The sequence below is a fragment of the Nocardiopsis sp. CNZ308 genome (assembly GCF_004217075.1).
In genome coordinates this window covers 2052150-2076693 of sequence record NZ_SHKJ01000001.1, presented here as the reverse complement: position 1 = coordinate 2076693, position 24544 = coordinate 2052150, and the positions used below count along the sequence as shown (strand labels likewise).

21 protein-coding genes and 1 pseudogene are annotated in these 24544 nt (G+C 71.7%); 12 read left to right on the top strand and 10 right to left on the bottom strand.

The window, feature by feature from the left end:
• Positions 1-224: 224 nt before the first annotated feature.
• The 4 genes from EV372_RS09030 (at position 225) to EV372_RS09015 (ending at position 4483) form a co-directional block, all read left to right on the top strand.
• Positions 225-1007: an alpha/beta fold hydrolase gene (locus tag EV372_RS09030; RefSeq protein WP_130395639.1), complete on the top strand. Its 783-nt coding sequence runs from the start codon at positions 225-227 to the stop codon at positions 1005-1007.
• Entirely contained in the window at positions 989-2164 is a 1176-nt protein-coding gene (locus tag EV372_RS09025; RefSeq protein WP_130395638.1) for an aromatic acid exporter family protein, read from the top strand. Before EV372_RS09030 ends, EV372_RS09025 begins: the two co-directional genes overlap by 19 nt.
• Positions 2165-2195: 31 nt before the next feature.
• Entirely contained in the window at positions 2196-3341 is a 1146-nt protein-coding gene (locus EV372_RS09020) for a PQQ-dependent sugar dehydrogenase (RefSeq protein ID WP_130395637.1), read from the top strand.
• Positions 3342-3646: 305 nt separating this feature from the next.
• The gene (locus EV372_RS09015; RefSeq protein WP_486484117.1) at positions 3647-4483 is read left to right on the top strand and encodes a DUF1206 domain-containing protein; all 837 of its coding nucleotides are present in this window, start codon (positions 3647-3649) and stop codon (positions 4481-4483) included.
• A gap of 147 nt (positions 4484-4630) precedes the next feature.
• On the opposite strand, the gene EV372_RS09010 is transcribed toward EV372_RS09015, so the two are convergent.
• Positions 4631-7225, bottom strand: coding sequence for a glycoside hydrolase family 9 protein (locus tag EV372_RS09010; protein ID WP_130395636.1), 2595 nt, complete (start codon positions 7223-7225; stop codon positions 4631-4633).
• A 224-nt stretch (positions 7226-7449) separates the two neighbouring features.
• The gene (locus EV372_RS09005) at positions 7450-8199 is read right to left on the bottom strand and encodes a hypothetical protein (RefSeq protein ID WP_130395635.1); all 750 of its coding nucleotides are present in this window, start codon (positions 8197-8199) and stop codon (positions 7450-7452) included.
• A 259-nt stretch (positions 8200-8458) separates the two neighbouring features.
• Between EV372_RS09005 and EV372_RS09000 the strand changes: the two genes are divergently transcribed.
• Together EV372_RS09000 and EV372_RS08995 are read left to right on the top strand one after the other, a co-directional pair.
• Entirely contained in the window at positions 8459-9787 is a 1329-nt protein-coding gene (locus EV372_RS09000) for a cytochrome P450 family protein (protein WP_130395634.1), read from the top strand.
• Positions 9769-10869: a cytochrome P450 family protein gene (locus tag EV372_RS08995; RefSeq protein ID WP_019611179.1), complete on the top strand. Its 1101-nt coding sequence runs from the start codon at positions 9769-9771 to the stop codon at positions 10867-10869. Before EV372_RS09000 ends, EV372_RS08995 begins: the two co-directional genes overlap by 19 nt.
• Positions 10870-11046: 177 nt before the next feature.
• Here EV372_RS08995 and EV372_RS08990 read toward each other — a convergent pair whose 3' ends face one another.
• Positions 11047-12117 (bottom strand): AraC family transcriptional regulator, encoded by a 1071-nt coding sequence (locus tag EV372_RS08990; protein WP_165435973.1) that lies wholly within the window; start codon positions 12115-12117, stop codon positions 11047-11049.
• A gap of 81 nt (positions 12118-12198) precedes the next feature.
• Here EV372_RS08990 and EV372_RS08985 point away from each other — a divergent pair, with 81 nt between their 5' ends.
• Entirely contained in the window at positions 12199-12855 is a 657-nt protein-coding gene (locus EV372_RS08985) for an NAD(P)H oxidoreductase (RefSeq protein ID WP_130395633.1), read from the top strand.
• A 176-nt stretch (positions 12856-13031) separates the two neighbouring features.
• On the opposite strand, the gene EV372_RS08980 is transcribed toward EV372_RS08985, so the two are convergent.
• The 4 genes from EV372_RS08980 to EV372_RS08965 all read right to left on the bottom strand — a co-directional run bounded on the left by EV372_RS08980 (position 13032) and on the right by EV372_RS08965 (position 16703).
• Positions 13032-13550 (bottom strand): hypothetical protein, encoded by a 519-nt coding sequence (locus tag EV372_RS08980; RefSeq protein WP_130395632.1) that lies wholly within the window; start codon positions 13548-13550, stop codon positions 13032-13034.
• A 50-nt stretch (positions 13551-13600) separates the two neighbouring features.
• Positions 13601-14308 (bottom strand): hypothetical protein, encoded by a 708-nt coding sequence (locus tag EV372_RS08975; RefSeq protein WP_130398829.1) that lies wholly within the window; start codon positions 14306-14308, stop codon positions 13601-13603.
• Positions 14309-14667: 359 nt separating this feature from the next.
• Entirely contained in the window at positions 14668-16041 is a 1374-nt protein-coding gene (locus tag EV372_RS08970; RefSeq protein WP_130395631.1) for a sensor histidine kinase, read from the bottom strand.
• A complete protein-coding gene (locus tag EV372_RS08965; RefSeq protein WP_130395630.1) occupies positions 16038-16703 on the bottom strand; it encodes a response regulator transcription factor in 666 nt (221 codons plus the stop codon). Before EV372_RS08965 ends, EV372_RS08970 begins: the two co-directional genes overlap by 4 nt.
• Positions 16704-16875: 172 nt before the next feature.
• On the opposite strand from EV372_RS08965, the gene EV372_RS08960 reads away from it, so the two are divergent.
• The 3 genes from EV372_RS08960 to EV372_RS08950 all read left to right on the top strand — a co-directional run bounded on the left by EV372_RS08960 (position 16876) and on the right by EV372_RS08950 (position 19934).
• Entirely contained in the window at positions 16876-17604 is a 729-nt protein-coding gene (locus EV372_RS08960; protein WP_130395629.1) for a hypothetical protein, read from the top strand.
• 231 nt (positions 17605-17835) lie between these two features.
• Positions 17836-18801, top strand: coding sequence for a LuxR C-terminal-related transcriptional regulator (locus tag EV372_RS08955; protein ID WP_130395628.1), 966 nt, complete (start codon positions 17836-17838; stop codon positions 18799-18801).
• 146 nt (positions 18802-18947) lie between these two features.
• Positions 18948-19934: a hypothetical protein gene (locus tag EV372_RS08950; protein ID WP_130395627.1), complete on the top strand. Its 987-nt coding sequence runs from the start codon at positions 18948-18950 to the stop codon at positions 19932-19934.
• A 106-nt stretch (positions 19935-20040) separates the two neighbouring features.
• On the opposite strand, the gene EV372_RS08945 is transcribed toward EV372_RS08950, so the two are convergent.
• Entirely contained in the window at positions 20041-20349 is a 309-nt protein-coding gene (locus EV372_RS08945) for a hypothetical protein (protein ID WP_130395626.1), read from the bottom strand.
• A gap of 54 nt (positions 20350-20403) precedes the next feature.
• Positions 20404-20631: a hypothetical protein gene (locus tag EV372_RS08940; RefSeq protein ID WP_130395625.1), complete on the bottom strand. Its 228-nt coding sequence runs from the start codon at positions 20629-20631 to the stop codon at positions 20404-20406.
• A 122-nt stretch (positions 20632-20753) separates the two neighbouring features.
• Between EV372_RS08940 and EV372_RS29385 the strand changes: the two are divergent.
• Both EV372_RS29385 and EV372_RS08930 read left to right on the top strand, forming a co-directional pair.
• Positions 20754-20942, top strand: a pseudogene (locus EV372_RS29385) (site-specific integrase); the annotation flags it as partial.
• Positions 20943-22163: 1221 nt separating this feature from the next.
• Complete coding sequence (locus tag EV372_RS08930; protein WP_130395624.1) at positions 22164-23033, top strand: hypothetical protein; 870 nt, start codon at positions 22164-22166, stop codon at positions 23031-23033.
• Here EV372_RS08930 and EV372_RS08925 read toward each other — a convergent pair.
• Positions 23030-23758 carry an XRE family transcriptional regulator gene (locus EV372_RS08925; RefSeq protein WP_486484116.1) on the bottom strand — a complete coding sequence of 243 codons (729 nt, stop codon included), beginning with the start codon at positions 23756-23758 and terminating at the stop codon, positions 23030-23032. The two genes, EV372_RS08930 and EV372_RS08925, sit on opposite strands and share 4 nt — an antisense overlap.
• Positions 23759-24544: the final 786 nt, after the last annotated feature.

Below are 24544 nucleotides of genomic sequence, written 5' to 3'. Positions count from 1 at the left end.
CCCGCGACACCCCGCACGGCCCCCCTCAACCACGGGTGCTTCGGAGGCGAATCCGACTTCCTGCCCATCTCCTGGCTCCCTTCGCGCGCACACCCTTGCGTGTACCTCCCTGACCGCCCCGCGGCGTCTCCACACGCCTCGACGGGGAGTGGGTTGAAGGCGGGGGCCCTGGGTAGTTGTGGCGACCACATGACCGGAGCCGAGGAGGCCGTTCGGGGGTAGGCATGGAGGCCCGCAGGGGCACGGACGGGGTCGGACGCGCGTCGATGGCCTGGTGGCACGTACCCGGACAGGGACCGCCGGTGGTCTGCGTGCACGGCGCGGGGATCTCCTCACGCCAGACGCTGCCCGTGGTCAGGGCCCTGGAGGGAAGGGCGCCCGCCTGGGCCGTCGACCTGCCGGGGTTCGGCGCGAGCACCGCACCCGACCACGCGCCCACGGTCACCGGACTCGCGGACTCCCTCCTCGCGTGGCTCCGCGTCCGCGGGATCGAGCGGCCCTGCCTGCTCGGGCTCTCCCTCGGAACGCAGGTGGTCGCCGAGGCCGCGGTGCGCGCGCCCGACGAGGTGGGGTCGCTCGTGCTGGCCGGGCCCACGACGGACCCCGGGGCGCGCTCGCTGCCCGAACTGGCCGCGCGCCTGCTGCGCGACGCCGTGCGCGAGGACCTCTCGGTGATCCGCTCCGTCGTCGCCGACTACTGGGACGCGGGGGTGCGCAGGGACGTCCGCAGCCTTCTGGCCAGCCGGGAGCACCGGATCGAGACCGTCCTGCCGAGGGTGGGGCAGCCGACCCTGGTCCTGCGCGGGGGCAGGGACCCCCTCTGCCCCGCTCCCTGGGCGCGGGAGGCCGCCCGGCTACTGCCCCGGGGACGGCTCGTGACCCTGCCCGGACAGCCCCACGCGCTCACCGCCGCCGCCCCCGACCAGGTCGCCGACCTGGTCGAGGGGTTCGCGCGGCAGACGGCACGGGACCGGGGGGCGGAGGCCGAGTGGTCGCCGAACGGTTGAGGCGCACCGCGGCCAACGCCCGCGAGGTGCTGCGCCGGATCGTCGAGCGGCGCGGCTACGAGCGCGAGACCGCGGTCATCATCGCCAAGTGCGTCATCGCCTCCACCGGAGCCTGGGCCCTGGGCGCGCTCATGGTGGACTCCGCCCAGGTCGGCTTCGCCCCCTTCTCCGCCCTCCTGGTGGTGCGCCCCAGCGTGTACGGGTCGGTGCTCCAGTCCCTGCGCTACGTCCCCGCGGTCTTCCTCGGCGCCCTGATCGCGGGTCTGACCGGGCTCACCGTCGGGCTCAACGTGTGGTTCTTCGCGCTGGCCGTGCTCGTCGCGATGGTCGCGGGGCAGTTCACGGTCTTCGGCGACCAGGGCAAGCAGATACCCGTGGTGGCGTCGTTCGCGCTCGCGGGGGGTACCGCGGGCAGCCCCGTGGACCTCGGAACGCTGCTGCTCATGGTGCTGGTGGGGGCCGGGGCCGCGGTCGTGACGAACACGGTCTTCGCGCCCGCCGTCCGCTTCCGCGACGCCGAGAGCGCCGTTTTCGACTTCGCGGACGGTCTGCGCGACCTCAGCCGGGAGATGGCCGAGGCGCTCCGCGGGGGCGGCGAGGGGCTCGGAGACGTCGGCTACTGGACGCGGGTCGCGCAGGGGTTCGACAACACCGAGCGCAACGCCCGGGAGTCGGTCTCCCAGCAGGAGTACCGGGCGCGCCTGAACCCGCGGCGACTCCTGACCGGGCCCTCGCCGAAGAGGGCGCCGAAGGCCTACTACGGCTGGATCCTCGCCCTGGGCAGGTCCGCGCGCCACCTCCAGTCCCTCATCCGCACCCTCCGTGCCTCCAGCGGAGGCCGGTCGCGCTTCCCCGAGCCGAGCGACGCCTTCCTCCGCGAGTTCGCCCCGCTCCTGGACGCGGCGGCGGACGCCTTCGACGCCGTCCACCAGGCCGGGGAACCCGAGCGAGACACCGTCTCCGCGGACCTCGACTCCTGCCTGGAGGAGGGGCTCCGGCGCATCGACCGGGCGCGGGAGCGCATGAGCCAGGACTGGGACTCCGAACGCTGGCCCGTGCACAGCGCACTCCTCACCGACCTGGAGCGACTGTTCGAGGAGTTGCGGGAGGGGCATGCGAACAGCGAGGAGGGGATGCCGGGCGCTACGGCGGGGTGACAACGGCGGTGCCGGGGGGAAGGGAACCGGCATGGAACCTTCAGCGCGCGCGAGCGCGGCGCTCCGTACCGCCGCCGTCCTGGGCGCCCTCGTCCTCCTCGCCGGGTGCGGCGCCCGGGGGACCACCGGCGCGGAGGGGAACGGGGCCGGCGGAACGGACGGCCAGCGGGAGCCGGGCGGACGTGACGGCGGCGCCGGTGCCGACCCCGGCCGGCCCGAAGAGGTCGCCGCGGGCCTGGAGGCGCCGTGGGGGCTGGCCTTCCTCCCCGACGGCTCGGCCCTGGTCGCCCAGCGCGACTCGGCGGAGGTCGTCCGCGTGTCCCCCGACGGCTCGGTCACCGACGTCGGCACCGTCGAGGGGGCCGCGCCGAACGGTGAGGGCGGTCTGCTGGGGCTGGCCGTGGACCCGGACTTCCCCGGGGAACCGTACGTGTACGCCTACCACACCGCGGCCTCCGACAACCGGATCATCCGACTGGAGTACGACCCCGACGGCGGAGGCTTCGGGGACACCGGGGTCGTCCTCGACGGCATCCCCTCCGCCTCGTACCACAACGGCGGCCGGATCGAGTTCGGCCCCGACGGCCTGCTGTACGTCGGCACCGGGGACGCGGGCCAGCGGGGCCTGTCCCAGGACACCGGCTCGCTGGGCGGCAAGATCCTGCGGATCACCGCCGACGGGGACCCGGCGCCGGACAACCCCTTCGGCAACCCGGTCTACAGCTACGGCCACCGCAACGTCCAGGGACTGGCGTGGGACGACGAGGGGAACCTGTACGCCACCGAGTTCGGGCAGAACGAGTTCGACGAGGTCAACCTGATCGAACCGGGCGGCAACTACGGCTGGCCCGAGGTGGAGGGCGCCGGGGGAGGCGACGAGTACGTCGACCCCCTGCTGACGTGGAGGCCCGCGGAGGCCTCGCCCAGCGGCGCGGCGGTCGCGGGCGGTTCCCTGTGGGTCGCGGCGCTGCGCGGCGAACGCCTGTGGGAGGTGCCGCTCGCCGGTGACGGCGGCGTGGGCGAGCCCGTGGACCACTACCAGGGGGAGTACGGCCGCCTGCGCACGGTGGTGACCGCCCCCGGCGGCGACGCGCTGTGGCTGGCCACCAGCAACCTCGACGGGGTCGGGGAACCGACCGGGGGAGGCGACAGGATCCTGCGGGTGCCGCTGGAGTAGGCGCTGCGTCCGCCCCGCCCACCGGTGTGCGTGCCCGCGCGCCCGGGCGGGATCCGGCGTTCCAGGCGTGCCCCCGCGTCCGTGCCGTCCCGGGCCGGTCCGCGCTGTTCCGCGCTGTCTCTCCCGGGTCCCGGCGTTCCGCGTTCGTGTCGGCGCGCCCGGAACGCCGCGAGCCAACCCGTCGTCCCGCACGGGCGTCCCGGAGGGATTCCACGTCGCTGAACAGCACAAAAGGGAGTATTAACGGTAAACATCCGTTTTCGCGCACTCCTCGCGGGCACGGGCCGGACATGTCCTCCTCAGACTTGCCAGGTAAGGCGCGGCGCTCCGCGAAGGACGCCCGGGCGGCGGGCCGACGCGCGGGACGCCAGGCGGCCCACAGCACCTGGCTGCGCAGGCTCGCGGGCGTGGGCTTCGCCGCCACGGGCCTGCTCTACCTCATCATCGGCTACCTCGCCCTGCGCATCGCCTTCGGCGACAGCGGCGGCGAGGAGGCCAGCAACAGCGGCGCCCTCCAGCTCGTCGCCCAGAACACCGGCGGCATGCTGCTGCTCTGGGTCGCGGCGGCGGGGCTGGTGGGGCTCACCGTGTGGCAGGCGGTCTACGCCGCCGTGGGACTGGAGAGGGCCACCAAGCGCATCGCCTCCGGGGCCCGCGCGGTGGTCTACGCGGTGCTGGCCTCCAGCATCGCGGGCTTCCTGCTGGGACAGGGCTCGCCTCAGTCCCAGGACAGTCAGTCGGAGGCGCTGACGGCACAGGTCATGGCGCTGCCCTTCGGCAGGTTCGCCGTCGGCGCGGTGGGCTGCGGCGTGATCGCCGTGGGCCTGTACCAGATCTGGAAGGCGGTGACCCGCCGCTTCACGCAGGAGCTGGCGCTCGGCGCGCTCACGCCGCGCCGGCGCAGGGCCGTCGTCACCGTCGGCGTGCTCGGCATCGGCACCCAGGGCCTGGTCCTGGCCGCCGTCGGCGTCTTCTTCCTCCAGGCCGCGATCACCTTCGACAAGGACCAGGCGGTCGGGCTGGACGGCGCACTGCGGGCCTTCTCCCAGACCCCGGCCGGGCCCTGGGCGCTGGTGGCCGTGGCCCTGGGCGTGGCCCTCTACGGCGCCTACTGCTTCTGCCAGGCGCGCTGGCAGCGCTGACCGCAGGACGCCGCCCCTTCCGCCGGCGCCGAACCGACCTCCCCTCCCCGGACATACGGACGGGGCCCCACGCTCTCCTGAGGGGCCCCGTCCTCCAAGGGGGTCCTACGGCGTGGGCGGGCGCGCCGTCGTCGCCCCGCCCACGGGTCAGCTGCAGACCGAACCGTTGAGGGCGAACCTCGCGGGCACGGCGTTCGCCCCGGACGCCAGGGTGCCGATGAAGCCGAACGTCACCTCGTCGCCGGGCTCGATGGTCCCGTTCCAGTCCGCGTTCACGGCGGTCACCGCGTGCCCGGCCTGCTCCAGGGCGCTGCTCCAGTGGCGCTCCACGGTCTGGCCGCCGGGGAAGGACCACACCAGCTCCCAGCCGTTCACGGGCTCCTCGCCCGTGTTGCGGACGGTCACCTGGGTGTTGAAGCGGTCGTGCCACTCGCCGTGGACCACGTAGTCCACCTCGCAGGAGGACCCGGCGGGCGGGGAGGCGTCGCCCTGGTCGGCGACGAACCCGGACACCCAGGCCAGCGTGGAGTTCCAGTTGATGGTCAGCTCGTTGGTCGCCCACGAGTCGATGTGGTCGATGTAGCAGAACTGGGGGGCGCACCCGTCCAGGTTGGACTGGGCGACCGGGTCCCAGGTGCCGGTGTCGGAGTTGGGCCCGCCGGACAGGGTGCCCTCGGGCGGGTTGGGCAGGCGCGGGTCGAGTTGGTGGGCGTACCAGCGGCTGTGCTGGTTGACCGCGTCGTTCTCGCCGTACCCGGTCACGTACGACTGGTTGAGGGCGTTGCGTCCCAGGACGTAGTCCATGCCCTCCAGGACCGCGTCGCGGAAGCGCGTGTCACCGCCGATGTCGTAGGCGCTGGCCATCACCACCATGTTGTTGAGCACGAGGTTGTTGGAGCCCCAGGCGAAGACCCCGCCCTCGGGGTCGTAGGCCAGCCCGTAGGGGTGCTCCGAGACGTCGGCCAGGTACTGCTCGGCCCCCTCCACGACGGAGGCGCGGACCTCGTCGCGCCCGTCGAGCCCGCTCGGCACGGTGGCGAGCTGGAGGCGGCCCAGGGGGGCGGTCCAGCGCCAGTCGAACCCGGCGGAGGTGAACACGTCTGCGGTGTGCAGCTCGGACGAGACCACCGCCTCCTCGTAGTCCCCGTGCCCGGTGGCCAGGTACAGCTCCGCGGCGGCCCAGTAGAACTCGTCGGCCACGTTGTCGTCGTCGTAGGCGCCGCCGCCCTCGCCGCCGACGGTCGCGTAGCGCTCGGGTTCGGCCACCGCGGCGTCCCAGGCGGTCTCGGCCGCCTCCAAGCAGGTCGCGGCGAAGTCGGCGTCGTAGGGGGCGAACACGCGGGAGCACTGGGCGGCGGTCGCGGCCAGGTTCAGCGTGGCCGCCGTCGACGGCGGGTGCAGGTAGCGGGGTTGGGGGTCCTCGGAGGGGAGCAGGGGCAGGCCGGTCCAGCGCTCGTCGTGGACCTTGTGGTGGGCCATCCCCGCGAGTTCCTCGCCCTCGGGGACCCGCATGGACAGCAGGAACTCCATCTCCCAGCGGGCCTCGTCCAGGACGTCGGGCACGCCGTTGTCCCGCTCGGGGACGGACAGGGTGGAGTCGGCGACCCGGGCGGGGTCGCCGGTGGGCGCGGTGTGCGCGCGCTCGTAGACGCTCATCAGCTGGTGGACGGAGATGCCGCCGTTCACCACGTACTTGCCGTGGTCGCCCGCGTCGTACCAGCCGCCGGACACGTCGAGCGAGTAGTCGCACGGGGCGGAGGGGTGGCAGGTGACGTCGGTGTCGCCCTGGTTGGGCTCCACGCCCGCGTGCCCGGCCTCGCGCCCGTACCCGGGGGCGAGTTCGTCGAGGATCTCGACACCGCTGCGCTGGGTGTAGTAGAAGTCCAGGGCGTCCGTGGCCAGGGCGGCGTAGGGGTCGGCGGTGATGCCGAAGGGGTGGCTGGTCTCGCCGTCGGCGGTCAGGGTGTAGCCCTCGCCCGTCCCGGTGAAGCCGCTGAAGTCGACGGTGTGCACGTTCTGCCCGGAGGACTCGTCCAGGCCGTACGGCACGGTGTCGCCCTCGGCCACGACCGCGCCCCCGGCGTCGGCCAGCCGCCAGGGCAGGGCCTCCTCGGCGTCGGTGACCACGGTGGCGTTCTTGGGGCCCTGCGGGAGGTAGCCGACCTGGTTGACGCGGACGCGCGGGCCGGTGTCGGGTTCGTGGACCGGGGGTTCGGCGCCGCCGAGCAGCGACACGTCGTCCAGGCAGAACGTCCAGTCCTCCTCGGCCCCGCCGATCTGGAAGGCGAGCTGGGCGTCGGCCATCTCGGCCGACGCGGTGAAGACGTACTCGTACCCGGTCGCCGTCGGCGTGAGCACGGGGCGCTCGTCCAGTTCGGTGCGCCAGGGGTCGACGGGCTCCTGGACCAGCGCGCGGACGGGCAGGCCGTCGGCGCCGGAGGCGGTGAACGTGAGGGAGTAGGACTCCCCCGCCACGAGGGGGATGTCGTTCTGGCCGACGATCTGGTCCCACGGGTCGCTGGTGCCGCCGGGGACCGCGACGCACAGGGCTCCGTCCTCGCTGACGGCGAGGTCGATCCCCTCGGTCGCCCACCAGCCGGTGGTGCCGTCGGAGAAGTCGCCGTTGGTGATCTGCTCGACCGGTTCGTCGTCGGCCTGGGCGGGGGAGGCGACGAGGAGGCTCGTGCCGAGCGCGGCTGCGGCGCCGAGCGCCGCCGCGCGGTTTCTTCGTGCCGGACTCAACGGGGGGTCCTTCCGCTGGGGGGTAAGCGGCCGGAAGCACTGGGAGCGCTCCCAATAGTATGACCATTGTTGTGTCGCGTATCACAGCTGTCAATGGGGGCAAACGCGCGAACCAGCGGGCGGCGGAGGAGGCGAAAGCAGTCCGGAGTGAAGCCGGTGAACAGCGGGGCGGGGTGAACGCGGGCGGGCCCGGCCCCCCGGGGGAGCCGGGCCCGCCACCGGCGTCAGTCCTTGAGCAGACCCGGTGCGATGACCCCCTCGACCAGGGCGCGGCGCACTTCATCGGCGTCGCCCGTGTGCCCCAGGTGGCCCGTGGCGGCGCGCAGCTGCGCGCGGACCGCCTCCACCACGGCGTCGCTGCGCAGCACCTCGGCGACGGGGGCCGCCTCGACGGCCTCCTTCCACCCGCGCAGGGTGTCCAGCCGACCGCGGTCGACGGCCTCGCGGGTGATGTGGAACAGGGCGTCGATGTTGTGCTGGTAGGCGTCGGCGTCGGTGAGGTCGACGTCGATGACCTCCACCGGCCGGCTGCCGCCGCCCGCGTCGGGACGCAGGTGGTAGACCTTCCAGAGGCGGCCGTTGGTGAGGATCACCCACTCGGCGCCCTCCTCGACGGCCAGGCGCCGGGACATCTGGATGTTGCGCTGGTCGAGCTCCTGGCCCACCCGGCGCACCTCCACCGGCGCGAACAGCTTGCCGTCCAGCACGATCGCGTAGTCGATCGAGTCCCCGCTGGTCCGGTACTGGGTGGTCATGTCCTGGTACTTGCTGAAGTTCAGGCCGACGCTGAAGAAGTCGGCGACGAGCATGCGGGTGTCGCCGTCGTTGGCGTCGCGCTCTAGCAGGTCGGACAGCGGCCCGGAGAGGCGGTCGACCGCCGCCGCGACCCGACCCCGGACCGAGGTCTCCCAGCTCAGGGTGGTGCTGGTGAACTCACCCGTCCTGGTCATGACCTGGGTGTCTTCAGCGTCCATGAACGTCCGTTCCCGTGTGTGTCGAGGAAGCCCCGCCGCGCGGCCTTCGCCGGGACCGGAGGAGCGGGTTGGAGGGGGGAGGAATCCGGCCACGATGCTACAACTCGCGCCGCTGACCGGGCACCTCCGGGACTCCGGGAGGAGGGCGGGCGCCACCTCCGTTCCGCGGGGGTGGAACGGATGGGACGGAAGGAACAACGGACATGTCGCGGTACTAGACTGGCGCGGCTCTCGAACCCCCCTGTAGAACAGGAAAACGTTGGCTTCCCGCTGCCCCTACGCCGAACTCCACGCCCCCGAGTTCCACGCCGGCCCGCACGACGTCTACGCGCGGATGGCCGAGGAACACGGCTCCGTCTTCCCCGCCGAGATCTCCCCAGGGATCAGCGCCTGGGTGGTCGCCGACTACGCCCTCATCACGGCCTGGTGCAGGGACAGCCGCACCTTCCGGCGCGACTCCCGGCTCTGGCTCGACTGGTCCGAGGGGCGCGTCCCCGACGACGCCCCCGTGGCCGCGATGATGGCCTACCGCCCCAACCTGCTCTTCGCCGACGACGACGCCCACGCCCGCCTCAAGCGGTCGGTGGTCGACTCCCTGGGCCGAGTGCCCGAGAGCCGTGTCGGCGAGAGCACCCGCCGCCACGCCGACAGCCTCATCGACGCCTTCGTCGAACGCGGCAGCGCGGAGCTGGTGTCCGAGTACGCCCGCCTGCTGCCGCTGCTGGTGCTCTGCGACCTGTTCGGCTTCTCGCGCGACATCGGCGAGCGCGTCCTGACCTCGCTCGTGGACCTGTGGGACGGCAACGACGTCGTGCGCGCCAACGCCGAGTACGAGCGCGCCCTGTCCGACGCCATCTCGCACAAGCACGCGTCGCCGGGCGAGGACATCACCACCTGGCTGCTCCAGCACCGGGCGGGGCTCACCGACGAGGAGATGCTGCACCAGCTCGTCGTGACCATCGGCGCCGGCGCCGAGCCGACCGCCAACCTCATCACGGCCGCCACGCACACGATCCTCACCGACCCCGAGGTGAGCCGGGCCCTCAACGGCGCCCTCGTCGGGATCGACGAGGTGGTCGAGCAGGTCCTGTGGCGCGAGCCGCCCATCACCAACTACCCGGTCCTCTACCCGGTGCGCGACGTCGAGATCAGCGGCGGGCGGGTCATCCGCAAGGGCGAGCCCATCCTCCTCGGCTACGCCGCGGCCCACAGCGCGATGGCCGAGAACGGACCCGACATCGAGCACGTCACCCGCGCCCACCTGGCCTTCGGGGTCGGCCCGCACCGCTGCCCGGCCCACGGGTTCGCCCAGGCCATGGCCCAGGTCGGCGTGGAGGTCCTCACCAGGCGCCTGCGCGGCCTGCGCGTGACCGATCCGGCCCCGCGCTGGCGCGTCTCCCCGTTCGCGCGGGCCCTGGCCGAACTCCCCGTGGAATTTCCGCCCGACTCCCCGAAGGGAACACCGCCATGGCAGCAGACATCCCCGTCCTCCACCCCTACGACCTCCACCGACAGACAGCCGGACTCCGCGACCGCGGCCCCGTCGTCGAGGTTGAGATCACTGGTGGCGTGGTTGTTCGGGCGCTGACCGGCCACGACGTCATCATGGAGGCCCTCGCCCATCCCGGCGTGCGCAAGGAGGCGCGGCACTGGCGGGCGTGGGCGCAGGGCGAGATCCCCATGGACTGGCCGCTGATCTCCTGGGTGGCCCCGGACAACATGCTCACCGCGGACGGCGACCGCCACCGGCGCCTGCGGACCCTGGTCTCGCAGGCGTTCACCCCGCGCCGGGTGGAGGAGCTGCGCCCGAGGATCACCGAGATCACCGCCGAACTGCTCGACGGCCTCGCGGCCGCCGGGCCGGGACCGGTGGACCTCAAGGCGGCGCTGTCGCTGCCGCTGCCCATGACGGTCATCTCCGAGCTCTTCGGGGTCGGGGCGGAGCACCGCGGCACCCTGCACACCCTGATGCACCGGGTCTTCGACGCGACCACCACCCCGGAGGTGGCGGCACAGACCAACGCCGACATGCAGGCCTTCCTGGCGGAGCTGGCCGAGCGCAAGTCCCGCGAGCCGGGCGACGACCTCACCAGCGCGCTGCTCCAGGCGCGGGCCGAGGGCGACGAGCGGCTCTCCCACACCGAACTGGTGTGGACGCTGATCCTCATGATCGGCGCGGGCTACGAGACCACGATGAACCTCATCACCAACGCCGTGCACGCGCTGCTCACCCACCGGGACCAGCTGGAGCTGGTGCGGTCCGGCGGCGCCTCCTGGGCCGACGCGGTCGAGGAGACCCTGCGCTGGGACGCCAGCATCCAGTACCTGCCGCTGCGCTACACGGCCGAGGACGTCACCCTGGCGGGCACGCGCGTGCCCGCGGGGGAGGCTCTGCTCATGGGCTTCGGCGCGGCGGGGCGCGACCCCGGGCGCCACGGCGAGGACGCGCACGCCTTCGACCTGCGGAGGGAGCAGCGGGGGCACCTGGCCTTCTCGCATGGTCCGCACTTCTGCCTGGGCGCGGGGCTGGCCCGGCTGGAGGGCGTGACCGCGCTGGAGGCGCTCTTCACGCGCTTCCCGGACCTGCGCCTGGCCGAGGGGGCGGAGGTGGAGCAGGCCCCGTCCATCGTGGCGAGCGGTCGGGCCGCGCTCCCCGTCGTCTGGGGCTGAGGCCGTCCGGCCCGGGGAGCGGTCGCGCCCCCGGGCCGGGTGCGGCTCCTGGCTCGGGTGTGCTTCCCGGTTCGTGGGTGGTCCCGGGACCGGTGCGGCGTCCGGGGCGGACGGGGTCCTCGGGGCCGGTCCGGATTCCGGATCGGAACCGGAAGCGGGTTCCGGCCCGGGCCCGGATCAGGGGCTGGACCCGGCGCCGGTTCCAGGGGCGGTGCCGGTCCCGGTCAGCAGGTTCCGCAGGCGGAACTCGCGCGGGCTCAGCCCCCTCAGCCGTTTGAAGGCCGTGCTGAACGAGGAGGGGTCGGCGTAGCCCACGGCCCCGGCCACCTTCGCCACGCTCAGGTCGGGGTCCGCCAGCAGCTCCTCGGCGGTGTACATCCGCCACTCGGTCAGGTAGCCCAGGGGCGACTGGCCCACGACCTCGGTGAAGCGCTTGGCGAACAGCGCGCGCGACACGCCCGCCCGGGCGGCCAGCGCGCCCACCGTCCAGGGCTCGTGCGGACGCCGGTGGACGGCCTCCAGAGCGGGCCCGGTCACCGGGTCCACGGCCCCCCGGTACCAGGCGGGGGCGTCGGCGCCCTCCTGCTCGAACCAGCAGGCCAGGCTGCACACCAGCCCCATGTCCACGACGCGGTCGACCAGGGCCTGGCCGCCCGGGAGGTGCCGCCGGGACAGGGCGTCCCTCGCCGCTTCGAGCCAGAAGACGCTCTCGGCGTCCTCGGTGAGGACCAGCGTGCGCGGCAGGGTGCGCAGCAGCCGCTCGTGGCGGCTCCGGGTGGCCCGGTAGGCGGCGACGAGGAGGGTGGTGGCGCCCTCGGGAGCCCCGTCGGCGAGGCCGCCGTCCCGGGTCCCGCCGTTCGGGAGCCCGGCGGGGAGTCCGCCGCCGGGGCCGCCGTCCCGGAGGCCGTCAAACCGGGGAAGGCCGACCGCGTGAGCACTGACCGGCCCGCACCCCGGGGCCGGGTCGAGGCAGTCGATCTCCTGGTCCCGGTGGGGACGGCGCGGCGAGGCGGGGCTGTCCGCGAGGTGGAAGGGGTCGGGGCCGCGCACGAGCGCGGTGTCGCCCGCGCTGATCGCCAGGGCCGTCCCGTCGGACATGACCACCGAACCGCCGCCGCTGATCACCGTCAGCATGGTCAGCGGCGCGCCGCCGGTGAAGCGGATCGTCCAGGGCGGTTCCAGCGAGGCCTGGCTGACGGAGGCTCCAGCGGAGCGGATGCCGCTGAGCATGTCGCTCAAAGGGTCCATGGGAGCGAGTGTAGACGAACGCCAAAGAAACGCAGCTTTTCGGTTATGGAACGTCCACGTCCGCTGGTCTGTACTGGATCCATGAACCGAGAGCCCTTCGCAGCCGCCGAGACCTCCGAGCCCCTCACGCCGACCGCACGCACCGCGCTGGTCGTGGTCGCCCACCACCGCCCGGACTCCCTGACCGCCGCCGTGGCCGCACGTGCCGCGGCGCGCCTGGAGGCGTCCGGGTACCGCGTCGACCTGCTCGACCTGCACGCCGAGGGGTTCGACCCCCGCAACAGCGAGGCCGACGAACCCGACTACGGCAACCGGGACAAGGTCTACTCCGACGAGGTGCACGCCCACATCCTCCGCGTCCACGCCGCCGAACTCATCGTCCCCGTCTTCCCCGTGTGGTGGTTCGGGCTGCCGGCCCTGCTCAAGGGCTGGATCGACCGCGTGTGGAACTACGGCCTCACGTACGGCCGCAGCAGGTCCCCCATGGCGGGGAAGCGGATGCTGTGGCTGGGCCTGGCGGGGCTGGCCGAGGGGGAGCAGAACGCGGACCTGGTACTCGACATGCTCGACGGACCCCTGCGCCGGGGGATCTCGGAGTACTGCGGGGTCTTCGACGTCCACACGGCCGCGCTGTTCGACAGCGAGGCCCAGGGCCTGTCCGGTGAGGCCAGGGAGCGCCACTACCGGAGGCTGTTCGCCGAGGCCGAGGCGGCGGTCGACAAGCTCGTCGCCGGATGAGCCGACCGCCGCTGACCGCTTCCGGTGGGGTCCGCCCGGGCTCCGGCCGGGGGACGCGGGCCCGCGCACGGGTCCCCGTCGAGGGGGGCGAGTGGCGGACGCGCGACGGGAGGGGCCGCCCCCGCGCTCGGCGGTGGGCGGCCCCTCCCGGAACGGCTCGCGGCGTCCGCACGCCGTCAGGTGTTGGTGTTGACCAGGTGCTCCACGAAGGAGCGGTAGTCGCGCAGGGCCACCCGGAGCGACTCGGTGTCCGTGCCCTCTCCCTCGTTCCACGCGGAGCGCAGCGCGGAGCGGCGCTCCTCGATCTCCGCGACCACGGCGTCGGCGACCTCCGCCGCCAGCGCGTCGGCCTCGCGCACGGCGCCGTGGGGGTCGTCGACGAACTTGCCCTGCGTCGCGTTCCAGCGCTCCCGGACGCGTTCCAGCTTCGCGCCCCGCGCCCGGGGCCCGTCCGCCGCGTCCGGGCGGTCCGCTCCGGCGCCCGGCTGCTCCGGCGCCCGGCCCGGCGCGGTTCCGCGTCCGCCAGGCCTGGCGTGTCCGGCGGGGCCGGTCCCGCGTCCGGGATCGTTCACCTCAGCGTCGACGGTCACCGGCTCCGCGGTACGGGGGCCGGTCCCGGTTCCGGGCGTCCGCGCCCGGTACTGGTCCGATTCGGTCTCCCGGCTCGTGCCGGGGCCGGGTACGCGTTCCACCATGTCCGCCTCCTCGTGTCGTCGGTTCCTCGCGGCGAAGCCGCCGGGGCCGGTCACAGACCCGCCTCCGGTCCCCTCTCCCGGCGCGGCCGCTCCGCAGCGGTGCGCTCCGTGCCCGCGGCCGGAGCGGTGTGGTCGACAGCGGTCCGCCCCGCGCCCGGGCTCCGGTTCGTCGTGCCGTCGGCCGTCGGCAGGCCGCCCAGCAGGGACTCCACCAGATCGCGGTAGGACACCAGTTCCTCGCGCAGGTGCTCGGTGCCGCTCTGCCCCGCCTCGGCGGGGCGCCCGGTGGCGTGCGCGCGGCGGAACCCGGTGACCGCGGCGGAGTGGTCCACCGACAGGTCGTCCAGGCGCTGGTCGAAGGCCGCTTCACTGTCGGCCGCGGACGCGGGGCCGGGGTAGCCCCGGTCCGCCATGATGGCCTCCACCAGTCCGCGGGCGTCGCGGACGGCGCGGACGGGGTCGTCGACGAACTCCTGCTGCACCGCGGCCCACGTCTCGGTGTGCGCCACGCGCTGCTGGTCGCTCAGCTCGCGGAGCCTCATGTTGTCGCGGCGGCGAAGCCTCTCGGACAGGTTGTTTTCGGCGGCCGTCCTGTTGCCGTGGACCTCCACGGCGCGGTCGTACTCGGCGCCGAAACGCTTCTTCAGCCGGGCGGTGCGCCGGGCCGGAAGGATCGAGGACCGCGCGGCGATCGCGATTCCTCCGGCGATGACGACCACCACCACTAAGGCGATGATGACAATTATTCCGGTCTCCATCGGAGCACCTCCTGCCATATCGCACTGCCCCCCAAGGCCCGCCCAAAACTTGGCCACGGTCGGGTCAGGTGCCCGTGACGGGCGTACGCGCAGGTGAGGGGCGTTGCGGCGATATTACGAGACTATCACGGAAGGTGGGGATTACGGCCTCCCCACGGGGTGTGCGCCAGTGGGACCCGCGCGCCGGAGCGGAGGGGGCGTCCGCGCCGGAAAGCGCTCTTCCTTTCCGGGGGATTTCCTGTTTTCGCCCCTCGCGGTGAAGGGTTCGCGGCGAAGGGGAATTCCACCCGAGGGCCCGTGTGGACGGCGAACGCGCCCCGGGTCGCCGGACGCGCGGTCCCGGCCCCGTGCGAGACCGGTCAGGGCGTGGCACGCGGGAGGGTGATCGTGACGACGGTGCCGGAGGGGCCGCTGTCGATGCCCACCCCACCGCCCTGGGCCTCGACCAGGGAGCGCACGACCGACAGGCCGAGCCCCGAGGTGCGCCCCGACCCGGTGGTGCGCGTGGTGACGAACGGTTCGAACACGTGGGGGAGCACCTCGGCGCTGATCCCCGGGCCGTCGTCGGCCACGGTGAGGGTGATCGTGTCCTCGCCTCCGCGGGCGGTCACGGTGGCGCGGGTGCCGGGCGGGTTGTGGTCGACGGCGTTGGCGGTGAGGTTGGCCAGGCACTGCTCCAGGCGTGACTGGTCGCCGAGCAGGACGTCCGGCGGCGGCTCCTCCAGGGTGACGGCGTCGGCGTGCGGCAGGGCGTCGAGCCGGGCCCGCACGTCGTGGAACAGGTCGGGCAGGAACACGGCCTCGACGCGGACGTCCATCTCGTCACCGCCGCGGGCCACCGCCATGAGGTCCTCCAGCACGCGGCGCAGGCGGTCGAGTTCGGCGCGCACCACCGCCGCCTCCGCGGTGCCCAGCAGTTCCAGGTGCCCCTCGGCGACGGAGAGGGGGGTGCGCACCTCGTGGGAGATCGCGGCCAGGTACCGGCGCCGGTTGCTGTCGGCCTGCTCGATGCGGGTCAGCATCTGGTTGATCTCGGTGGCCAGTTCGGCGATCTCGTCGCGGGTGGCGGGCACCGGGACGCGGGTGGCAAGGTCGGCCGGCGAGATCGCCTTGGCGGCGTCGGACACCTCCCGCACGGGGCCCAGGGTGCGCCGCACGACCAGCCACAGCACGACCCCTCCGCCGACCACGCCGATCGCCCCGGCGAGACCGGCCCACAGCAGGACGGTGGCCGCCGCGTCCCGGGTGGAGTCGAGCGGAGCGGCGACGGTGACGACGGCCAGGGTGTCACCGGCGTCGTCCACGACCCGGGTGTCGAGCACCCGGAGCGGGCCCGCGTCGGTGTCGAGCGTGCGCAGGGTCCCGGGTTCGGGCTCGGGGGCGTCGCCGCCGCGCATGAGGCCCGCGACGCGCGAGGGGCCCCCGGTGCTCTGCAACCGCACGTCGTTGACGGTCACCAGCGTCACGTGGCGGGCTCCGCTGGGGCGTACGGCGAGCGCCTGGCGGGCGGCGCGCTCGGCCTCCGGGCCCGAGACCACGCCGTCGAGCCCGGCGGCGGCGGGCAGCCGCCCGTCGAGGGCGTCGCCGACCAGCGCCGACTCCTGGCGCAGCAGGTGGTCGATGTCGGCCAGGCCCGACACCCGCACCAGTTCGTAGGTGAGCAGGGCGACGCCGCCGATGACCAGGGCCATGACCAGCAGCGACCGCAGGACCACCCGGCCGGTGAGGCTCACCGTGCGCCGTCCCCGAGCCGGTACCCGGCGCCGCGGACCGTCTGGATGCGCTCGCCGCCGAGCTTGCGGCGCAGCTGGCTGACGTAGACCTCCACCACGTTGGAGGCGCCGTCGAAGTCGTAGCCCCAGACCCGGTCCAGCAGCTGGGGCCGGGAGAAGACCTGCGTCGGATGGCGGATGAGCACCTCCAGCAGCGCGAACTCACGCGCCGACAGGTTGACGGTGCGACCCTCCACCGAGGCGGTGCGCGCCCCGAGGTCGAGCACCACACCGCCCGCGGCCAGCACGTCGCCGCGTTCCTGGCCGCCGCCGCGCAGCCGGGCCCGCACGCGGGCCAGCAGCTCGCTCACGCTGAACGGCTTGACCATGTAGTCGTCGGCCCCGGCGTCGAGGTTGGCGACCCGGTCGCTCACGGCGTCCTTGGCGGTGAGCACGATCACCGGCACCGAGGGGCGGCGCGCGCGCAGCCGCCGCAGCACCTCCTCACCCGGAATCCCCGGCAGCCCCAGGTCCAGCACGACGAGGTCGACGTCCGACGACAGGGCCATCGTCAGCCCGTCGATCCCGTCGGCCGCGGTGAGCACCTGGTATCCGGCCGTCTCCAGCCCGCGCCGCACGAAGGAGACGATCCCCTCCTCGTCCTCCACCACCAGAATCGCCAAGGCCGTGCCCCTCCCCGTTTCCCCGTGCCGCCTCCCACCGTGGCGGAGGCCGCTGAACCGTCCCTGAGCGCAACATGAAGAAGACCCTCATGTGGACCTCATGCCGCCATCATCGCGCCGCCGCATGCTGGGTGGTACACAGACCTTCGAGCATGTGAGCAAGGGATCCTCGATGCAGACCAAGACCATCATCATCCTCTCCTCCGCCGCGGCCGCCGGGCTGCTGGCCGTGGGCACGGTCGGCTACCTGGTCGCCGGCGACCCCGAGCGGCAGGTGGCCCCGATCGCGCTCACCGGCGTCACCGCCGGGGCCGACTCCGAGACGGACGGGAACGAGCAGTCCCAGCGGAGCGGGCCCTCGACCCGGACCGTCGACGGGCTGGAGCAGCTCGTGGGCGAGCTGCGCGCCGGGGACGACGTCGACGACTGGTCCGTGTCCGGGGTCGAGGTCGACTTCGGCCCGGAGGAGTGGCTGCTGACCAACCCCGAACTGGAGGACTTCGACGGCAACGGCACCGTCGAGCCGCTCCTGGACGAGCTGCGCGGCCTGGAGGGCACCGAGGTCACCCTGGGCGTGCGCTACGAGGACGACGATGACGACGAGGGCGAGGACCGCGACGACGCCGACGTGTTCACCGTCAACGGCACGGCCTTCCGCGACACCGACGGGGCCCCCGCCCCCTGGCAGAGCACCGGTGAGCAGGCCGCGGCCGACCGCGAGACGGTCTCCGCCAACGCCGCCGCCGCCGTCGGCGAGGGCGCGACCACCGTGGACGTCGAGCGCCAGGACGAGGACGGCTGGGACGGCTGGGAGGCCGAGGTGCGCGGCGCCGACGGCCAGGAGTACGACGTCATCCTCGACGCCGCGGGCGAGGCCGTGGACGTGCGCGCCGAGGACTGACGGCCGCGGGACGCGTCCCGCGCGGGGACCGTCGGGGGCCGGCGCCTCGGGCGCGGTCGGGGCAGGCCGCGTCCGAGGCGCCGACCCGTTCGCGCTCGCGGAACGCCGCGCGGTGGGGGCCGGGGACGGGGGACGGCCCCTTGACGCGCCGCGTCGCGCTGCCGGGGCGTCGCCCGGCGGAGGCGGGGACGGCCCCGCGTTCCGCCGCGGACCCGCCCTAGTATCGGACCCGTGACCGCCCCTAGCCGATGGGAAACCGGCCTGCCCGCCCTCGTGCTGGCCGCCGCCGCCCTGCTCGGCGGGGCGGCGGGCCTGCTGATCGCGCCCCACGCCGCCACCGTCGTCCTGGCCTCGACCCTCGTGCAGCTGGGCGCCACCGCGCTGGGCTGGCGGCTCGGCGGCCGTTCCGCGGTGATGCCCGGCGTGGTCGCGGTCGTGACCCTGGGCATCGCCCTCGAACCCACCCTGCGCGAACTGCTGCGGCTGGGCGCGGTCCCCTGGGCCGTCCTGGCGCTCGCCTTCGGCACCCTCGACCTGGTGCGGCGGGCCCGGAGCATGACCGAGCTGGCCACCGGTGTGGTGCTGTTGTCAGCGGCCGCGGCCGTGTCGGCGTTCGTCACCGCGCGGGGCGGAGCCCCCCTGGTGCCGAGCCTGCTCGCCTCGTCCGTTCCGGTCCTGGGCGGCGCCCTGGTGGCCACCGTCCAGCGGCTCGACGAGGCGCGCCGGGACAGGCTGTCGCGCCCCGCCGTCCCGCCGGCCCCCACCGGGGGCGACACGGGGGACGCACGGCGGGCGCTCCTCCTGGTGGCGCTGCGGGCGGAGGGCATGTTGACCGCCGCGCGCGACGAGACCACCGCGGCACAGGCACGCGACCTGCGCACGGTCGCACTACAGGGACTCAACGCGCCCGACGCCGCCTCCGGACCCCGGCTGACCGTGCGCATCGACGTGGCGCCCGCCGGAGCGGAGGGGGAACAGCGGGCACCCGAACCCGACAGGGCCGAGACGCCGACCCTGTCGGAGCGCGAGGGCCAGATCGCGCGCCTGCTGACCACGGGCGCCTCCAACGCGCGGATCGCCCGTGAGCTCTATCTGAGCGAGGCCACCATCAAGGGGCATGTGTCCCGGATGATGCGCCGCTTCGACTGCGGCAACCGCACCCAGCTCGCCCTGATGGCCGCACGGTGGTTCGGCTGAGGCGTCGAGCCCGGTGCGACTTTCGTCGTGAAACGGCCCCGCCGGGCGGTCCGTTCGTCGCGATCGGTCCCGCGGCACTGGATGCGGCGGCTGCCGGTTCCTAACTTCGGTGGCATCCGCCCTGTTCACCGACGTGAAAGGCCGTCATGCGCCTGATCCCGCCCCTCACCCTGCTGGTGCTCTCCCCGTTCGTCGGTGAGTACCTCCTGGGCAACATCACACCCGAGCCCTCCACGTGGGCCTTCATGCTGCTCCCGCTCGTCCTGCTGTACGGCGGTGGCGCCCTGCTCATCCGCGAGGTGGCCCGCCGACTGGGGCGCGGCTACCCCACCATGCTGGCCCTGGCCGTCGGCTACGGCCTCATCGAGGAGGGCATCGTGCTGGGCACCCTCTTCAACCGCGAGTACCTCGGGCTGGGGCTGCTGGAGTACGGCTGGATGCCCACGCTCGGCACCAGCCCGGTGTGGTCGTTCTACGTCGTCGGCATCCACAGCGTGTGGAGCATCCTGGTGCCGATCGCGCTGGTCGAACTCCTCTTCCCCGCCCGTGCCAGCGAGCCCTGGCTACGGGTGCCGGGCACCGCGGCCGTGGTCGTGGTCTACCTCCTGGGCGGCACGCTGCTCGGGTTCGGCAACTACTACACCTACCGGTTCTTCGCCTCTCCCGCGCAGGTCGCCGTGGTGCTGGCCCTGGTAGCGGTCTGCGTGGTGTGCGGACTGCTCCTGCGACCCGGTCGCGCGCGGGACGGCCGCGTGCCCCACCCCCTCGCCCTGGCGGCCGTGGCACTGGTGTGCGGCAGCGGCTTCATCCTCATCCAGGAGAACGGGCTGGTCCCCGCCGCGGTCACGCTCGCGGTGATGTCCGTCCTGGCGCTCACCGCGGGCGCGGTGCTCCTCGTCAGATCGGGCCGCGAGGGCTGGACGGTCCGCCACCCCCTGGCCGCCGTCGCGGGCGCCGTGGCGACCTACTGCTGGGCGGGGTTCATGATCCAGTTCGGGGTGCACGGGTACAGCACCTTCGGCCTGGTGGGGCAGGTCGTGTGCGTGGGTGTGGCCGCCGGGCTGGTGGCGCTGGCGTGGCGGCGTTCGGCCGTCACGGCCGCGTCGCCGTCCGGGGCCGCGTCACCGGCGTGAGAGCGGGCGTGCCCGGAACCCGAAAACGGCCCCTGCAGCGCGAAACCGCTTCGCGCGGCAGGGGCCGCCTTTGGACGGGGCCCGCGCCGGGTGCGGTGTTCGGGTCCTAGAGCTTCACGTGGTGGGCCGATCCAGGGGAGGCCGGGGACCACCCCCGCGCGAGAGCGTTTCGGATAGCGGTGGAGACGACGCCCGGGGTCACGGGGACGGGAGGGGCGTCTGACAGCCAGGATCCCGGGTGCGGGTGCCGGGTGGCGACCACGAGGGTCTGCCCCGGCTCCTCCGCCAGTTCCACGGCGAAGGTCATGGGCGACTCGCAGAGGGCCTGTGCGTAGGTCGGCCGACGCCGTACGCGCCACCGGTAGCCGGTGCCGTCCACGGTGATGCGGCGGGAACCCTTGCGGACCAGTGCCATACGCGTTGCCTCCTACGATTGGGAGGGCATCGTACCCACTCCGGGGTAGGGGGCCTACGGCCCGAGTTCCTCCTCGGACGGAGAACGCTCCTGACCGGCGCGGTACCGGGCCCACAGCTTCCGGTACACCATGGCCGCGAACACCACGATGATCGCCCACGCGACGGTCATCCCGTACGGTCTGCCGCCGAAGGACGGTGGCGTCACCACCAGGACGACGTGTGACGCGAACACGACGATCAGCCCTACCAGGGGCCGCAGTGACGGTCGTTCGGACTGCATGGGGTGGGGGTCTCCCGCTCCGCGGTTGTGGGGGTGGGCTGATGCCGACGCCTACCGTCAAGACCAACCGGGACGAACGTCTCGCGCAACCGCCGCCACGGGAGGTGCTCGAACAGGGTGCTTTGGTCGCTCGCTCCGGTGACTCCAGTCCCCGGGCAGCGATGGTCTACCTCCACGCGCGCGACGAACGCGCTCAGGAGTTGGCGGACCGGCTGGGGGAGAGGGCCGCCGAGGAGCTGCGCCGGACCCGTGCGAGCCACGGCGAAAGCTCACCCTCTGCGGGTGCTGCGGTCCGGGCATCGGGCACGTAGCGGGCACGCGGCCTGTACGGACCCCCAGAAACGCGTTAGGCCAGGTGTTCGGTTTCCACCGATCTACCTGGCCTTCTGCTGCGTGGAGCGGATGACGGGAATCGAACCCGCGTTATCAGCTTGGGAAGCCGAGAACGCTCCTGGGGGCTGACCTCGCAACTCTCCTGCCTGCGCTGACGCGGCCCGTCTCCCCGCGATTCCCCGTGGTTCCCCGCCGTTGACCGCCCCGTGTGGCACGTGTGTGGCACAGATCTGCTCCTGTTGTGTGAACGAGGCACAGATTGTCACACCTGTTCTGTACGGTCCTGAACAGAGCGGTTGACCCTGTGCCAGAAGTACTGAGCAGTGGTCTACGAGTCGCAGCTGCGTTGCTTCGGCCCGCGCTCGGAAGAGGAGGGACTATGTCCCCGAGGTATGTGAAGGTCAGGCTGGACTGCCGAGGCGCCCGTCAGGTCATTGACTTGTGTGTGCAGATCGAACGGCCGGTCCCCGCGAAGCTGCGGTGCACTCCGGGCGGTGGCAGGCCCGTGGGGAGTGGGAATGGACCCAGTTTCTGTCCTAAGTGCGATGCCCTCCTCCGGGATGGCAGCCGTCTTCAGGAGCACGTCAACGACCTGACCCGAGGAGGTTGGGGGCCTTGGCAGCGGGCTGAGGCAGTGGTCATCGGGTGCGGCGGCTCGTAGGGGAAACTATCCGGCTGGAGCTCCTGACCTGAGGCACGTAGCTCTAGTCGGGATGTACCGCATGCAGCAACCACGGAATCGGGCCGAGGTGCCCGGTAGCGCTGGTGACCGTCACTCATGACGGTCGCATTCCGCTACCGGGTGCCTCGGGATCTGCGCACGTCATCAACCGATTTCGACTGAACGGCAACCGTTCGTCGTCGGGCCGCGTCATGATGCCAAGTAGTACGGTCGTCGGCCGCGCTCGGGACCGGGCGGCAGCCCGCAGCCCGAGCAGCGGCCGGAGGCCGCTGCGACGGCGCTTGCGCCGTCGCCTTGATCTCATACAGCTTAACTCGGCATCGAACCCAGGAGGGAATTTATGAACGCGAAAAATAAGAGATCGGGAAGCTCTGTCACATTCCTGGCGCAAAAAGAGCCAGTCGATGAATATGGGAGAGCTCTTTATGCGGTATCGCGATCTATCCTCAGGGCGCAGTTGGACCAGTTGACGAATGATGACTTGCTGGATCTAAATTGCGACCGCAAAGATGTCACGATGAGGCAGCTTGCCAAGGTTGCTCGACTAAACCGTGACAAGGGGATGCGCGGTGATGGATTTGAATGGGCCGTGCATGAAGCTATTGTTGGACAAGAGCCCCGGACTTGCGAGATGCTTTCGCATGCGCTTTCTCGAACTTCTCCCCGTGTCTTCAAGAGAGATTCTTCCCCTTCCTCTTTGCTTTTTGGGTATGAGAGGGCAAAGTACTTGGGTTTTCTAGATGCCGTAGTGGAAGGGGCCGGAGACGAGGCAGTTCTTCTTCCAGACGGAAGTGGGAGGCCGTTTGCGTTTGGCCCTTGGGTTAGGGTGGCGGCTAAGGGAAAAAGTGCGGAGGAGCGTCTTTCGGATAGGATTAAGCAGGTTTGGAAAACGGATCTTTTCTTGGGTAGTGACGAATCTTATCGGTATGCAGCCACGACTATTAAAAGCAACTACAAACTCCTCGAGCCGGGCAAGGGGTTGAGAATTGGAATAGTTCCGGAGGCTCCGAATCTTCAGCCGGGGGTTCGATTCGATCAGAAGAATGGAATGTGGATCGTTGCTTTTCCGGATCCAAACGGCTTCATGGGTCTCTTTAATGACGCCTACTGGTCTGTTGCTGCGGCCATCTATACATTGGGAAAGCATGAGAGGCCCGAATACTATCTAAAGCCCACGGCAAAAGGCCAGCGACTTCAATTGCAGCTGGAAAAGTACCCTACTGCAAGCGTTTTGGAGATTGAACATGCACTAAATGAAGCAGCTCAGCAGAACCTGATCGGAGTCGAGCACAAACTGCTTTCTGTTGCGGCTCCGCCATGGTTGCACATAAACGAGAAGCGAACGTCGGTGATTGCTCCGAGGCCTGTCTTTGAGAATCTTGACTAGATGGTTTTCGCTTGTTTCCAGATCAGATTAAAGCTTCGAAGGTAGACGTCAGCAAAACTGGAATTTATTCTGCTGTCTATTTCGAAAACCGGAGACTGGGAAGCTGGAAGACCGTAGATGTGATGGTTGGCGAGCACCCGCTTCTCTGTGAGGTAGATGGAATTGTAGAGCGTGGTGGAATGTATGCGTATTTCCGCCTCATCTGTTCTCAGTAGTGTGCGGAAGAGCAGAAGTGCATTGCTCGCTCTAGCGGCGAGTGCTTCCCCGATCCTTTCCTCTTGCCCGCGTCGTTTCACTGGTTGAGAATCGGGGTCCCCCAAGAGGATGCGGACGTTCACCCCGTCTCGTGCGCGTGCTCCCAGAAGTTCCAACATGCCCGTGTCGTCGGCGATGAACAGGCCGCTGTAGACCAGGATGCCGATCTCCTGTTCTGCTTCGTTGAACAGATCCCACCACGTTTCCCGGGGTATCTGCCAGCGGTGTGCGTAGACACGTTGGACGTGCTCTGACTCGGGTGCGTGTGCTTCGTCTTCCTGGCTTTTTGGAGGCCAGAGGGCGTCTTCCTCGGTCTGGAGGAGATCAGCCAGTGCCCAGCGGTGGCGGGGGTAGGGCCGCTGGCCGGAGAGCCAGCGGCGAACGGTCTTGGGGTCTACGCCGAGGTGTGCAGCCACGTCGATCTCGGTGAGTCGGGACGCGGCCAGTGCCTTGCGCAGTGCAGCGTTCACGTCGGTGCCCTCCGGGGTGCGGGGAACCGACGATAACAGAAGACGTCCCTAGACGTCCCTCAAGTTGTCCGATACGTGGTACACATGTCCGCTCACGCAGAGCATCGTTTCCGCATGTAAGAGGACTCCGGCGCTTCCCGCCGTCTCGCCGTGAGTCTCACCCGAACCCATCAGGGGTGACCATGCGGAACCTGATCCCACACCTTCGGACACGCGGACCCACACGGCTCCGGGCCGCCAAGCCTTCGCCGTGCGCGAGACTCCCATTCACTCCGCCACCTCCGGCGCATCCTGTTGCGCCGCTGGCGAGACTGGTCCGTCCCTACGTCGTGGACGGCACGAGGCATCGTCCGGTGGAGCTGCCCGACCGGTCCCAGCTCGGTCTGGAATTGCTCCTGGAGATCTCCCGGTTGGAGGCTGACGCCGCATGAGTACCGGGGATGTCCCGAACACGCTCCTCCGTGTTCTGCAACGCCACTACGCGCAGCAGTGGTCGATCCGCCGCCATGGGGGCCTGTGGATTGCTACCGCCACTCGACAGCAGATCACGCACGCACCAACGCTGATCGAGGAGGACGTGGAGGTCTTCGTCCACCAGTTGGAGTATCCGCCTCCGGGGATCGGCAACTCCGAGCTGTCTAGCGAGCGCCTCCGCGCAACCGAGTCACGTGCCGAAACTGGCTAACCGCAGGGGTAAAGGCCGACCGTAGGCCGGTTCTGCGGCTCTGCGGTTGGGGCGTCCGTCTGGTGCCGATCGAAGGGGGAAGGCCTTCGGGTCGGGTCGGC

What these genes read in the sequence shown, in the direction of transcription:
- EV372_RS08980 (WP_130395632.1), bottom strand. Translation starts at nt 13,550, where the DNA reads ATGGTGGAACGCGTACCCGGCCCCGGCACGAGCCGGGAGACCGAATCG.
- EV372_RS08940 (WP_130395625.1), bottom strand. Translation starts at nt 20,631, where the DNA reads ATGCAGTCCGAACGACCGTCACTGCGGCCCCTGGTAGGGCTGATCGTC.
- EV372_RS08975 (WP_130398829.1), bottom strand. Translation starts at nt 14,308, where the DNA reads ATGGAGACCGGAATAATTGTCATCATCGCCTTAGTGGTGGTGGTCGTC.
- EV372_RS09005 (WP_130395635.1), bottom strand. Translation starts at nt 8,199, where the DNA reads ATGGACGCTGAAGACACCCAGGTCATGACCAGGACGGGTGAGTTCACC.
- EV372_RS08960 (WP_130395629.1), top strand. Translation starts at nt 16,876, where the DNA reads ATGCAGACCAAGACCATCATCATCCTCTCCTCCGCCGCGGCCGCCGGG.
- EV372_RS08990 (WP_165435973.1), bottom strand. Translation starts at nt 12,117, where the DNA reads ATGGACCCTTTGAGCGACATGCTCAGCGGCATCCGCTCCGCTGGAGCC.
- EV372_RS08930 (WP_130395624.1), top strand. Translation starts at nt 22,164, where the DNA reads ATGAGGCAGCTTGCCAAGGTTGCTCGACTAAACCGTGACAAGGGGATG.
- EV372_RS08945 (WP_130395626.1), bottom strand. Translation starts at nt 20,349, where the DNA reads ATGGCACTGGTCCGCAAGGGTTCCCGCCGCATCACCGTGGACGGCACC.
- EV372_RS09020 (WP_130395637.1), top strand. Translation starts at nt 2,196, where the DNA reads ATGGAACCTTCAGCGCGCGCGAGCGCGGCGCTCCGTACCGCCGCCGTC.
- EV372_RS09030 (WP_130395639.1), top strand. Translation starts at nt 225, where the DNA reads ATGGAGGCCCGCAGGGGCACGGACGGGGTCGGACGCGCGTCGATGGCC.
- EV372_RS08950 (WP_130395627.1), top strand. Translation starts at nt 18,948, where the DNA reads ATGCGCCTGATCCCGCCCCTCACCCTGCTGGTGCTCTCCCCGTTCGTC.
- EV372_RS08985 (WP_130395633.1), top strand. Translation starts at nt 12,199, where the DNA reads ATGAACCGAGAGCCCTTCGCAGCCGCCGAGACCTCCGAGCCCCTCACG.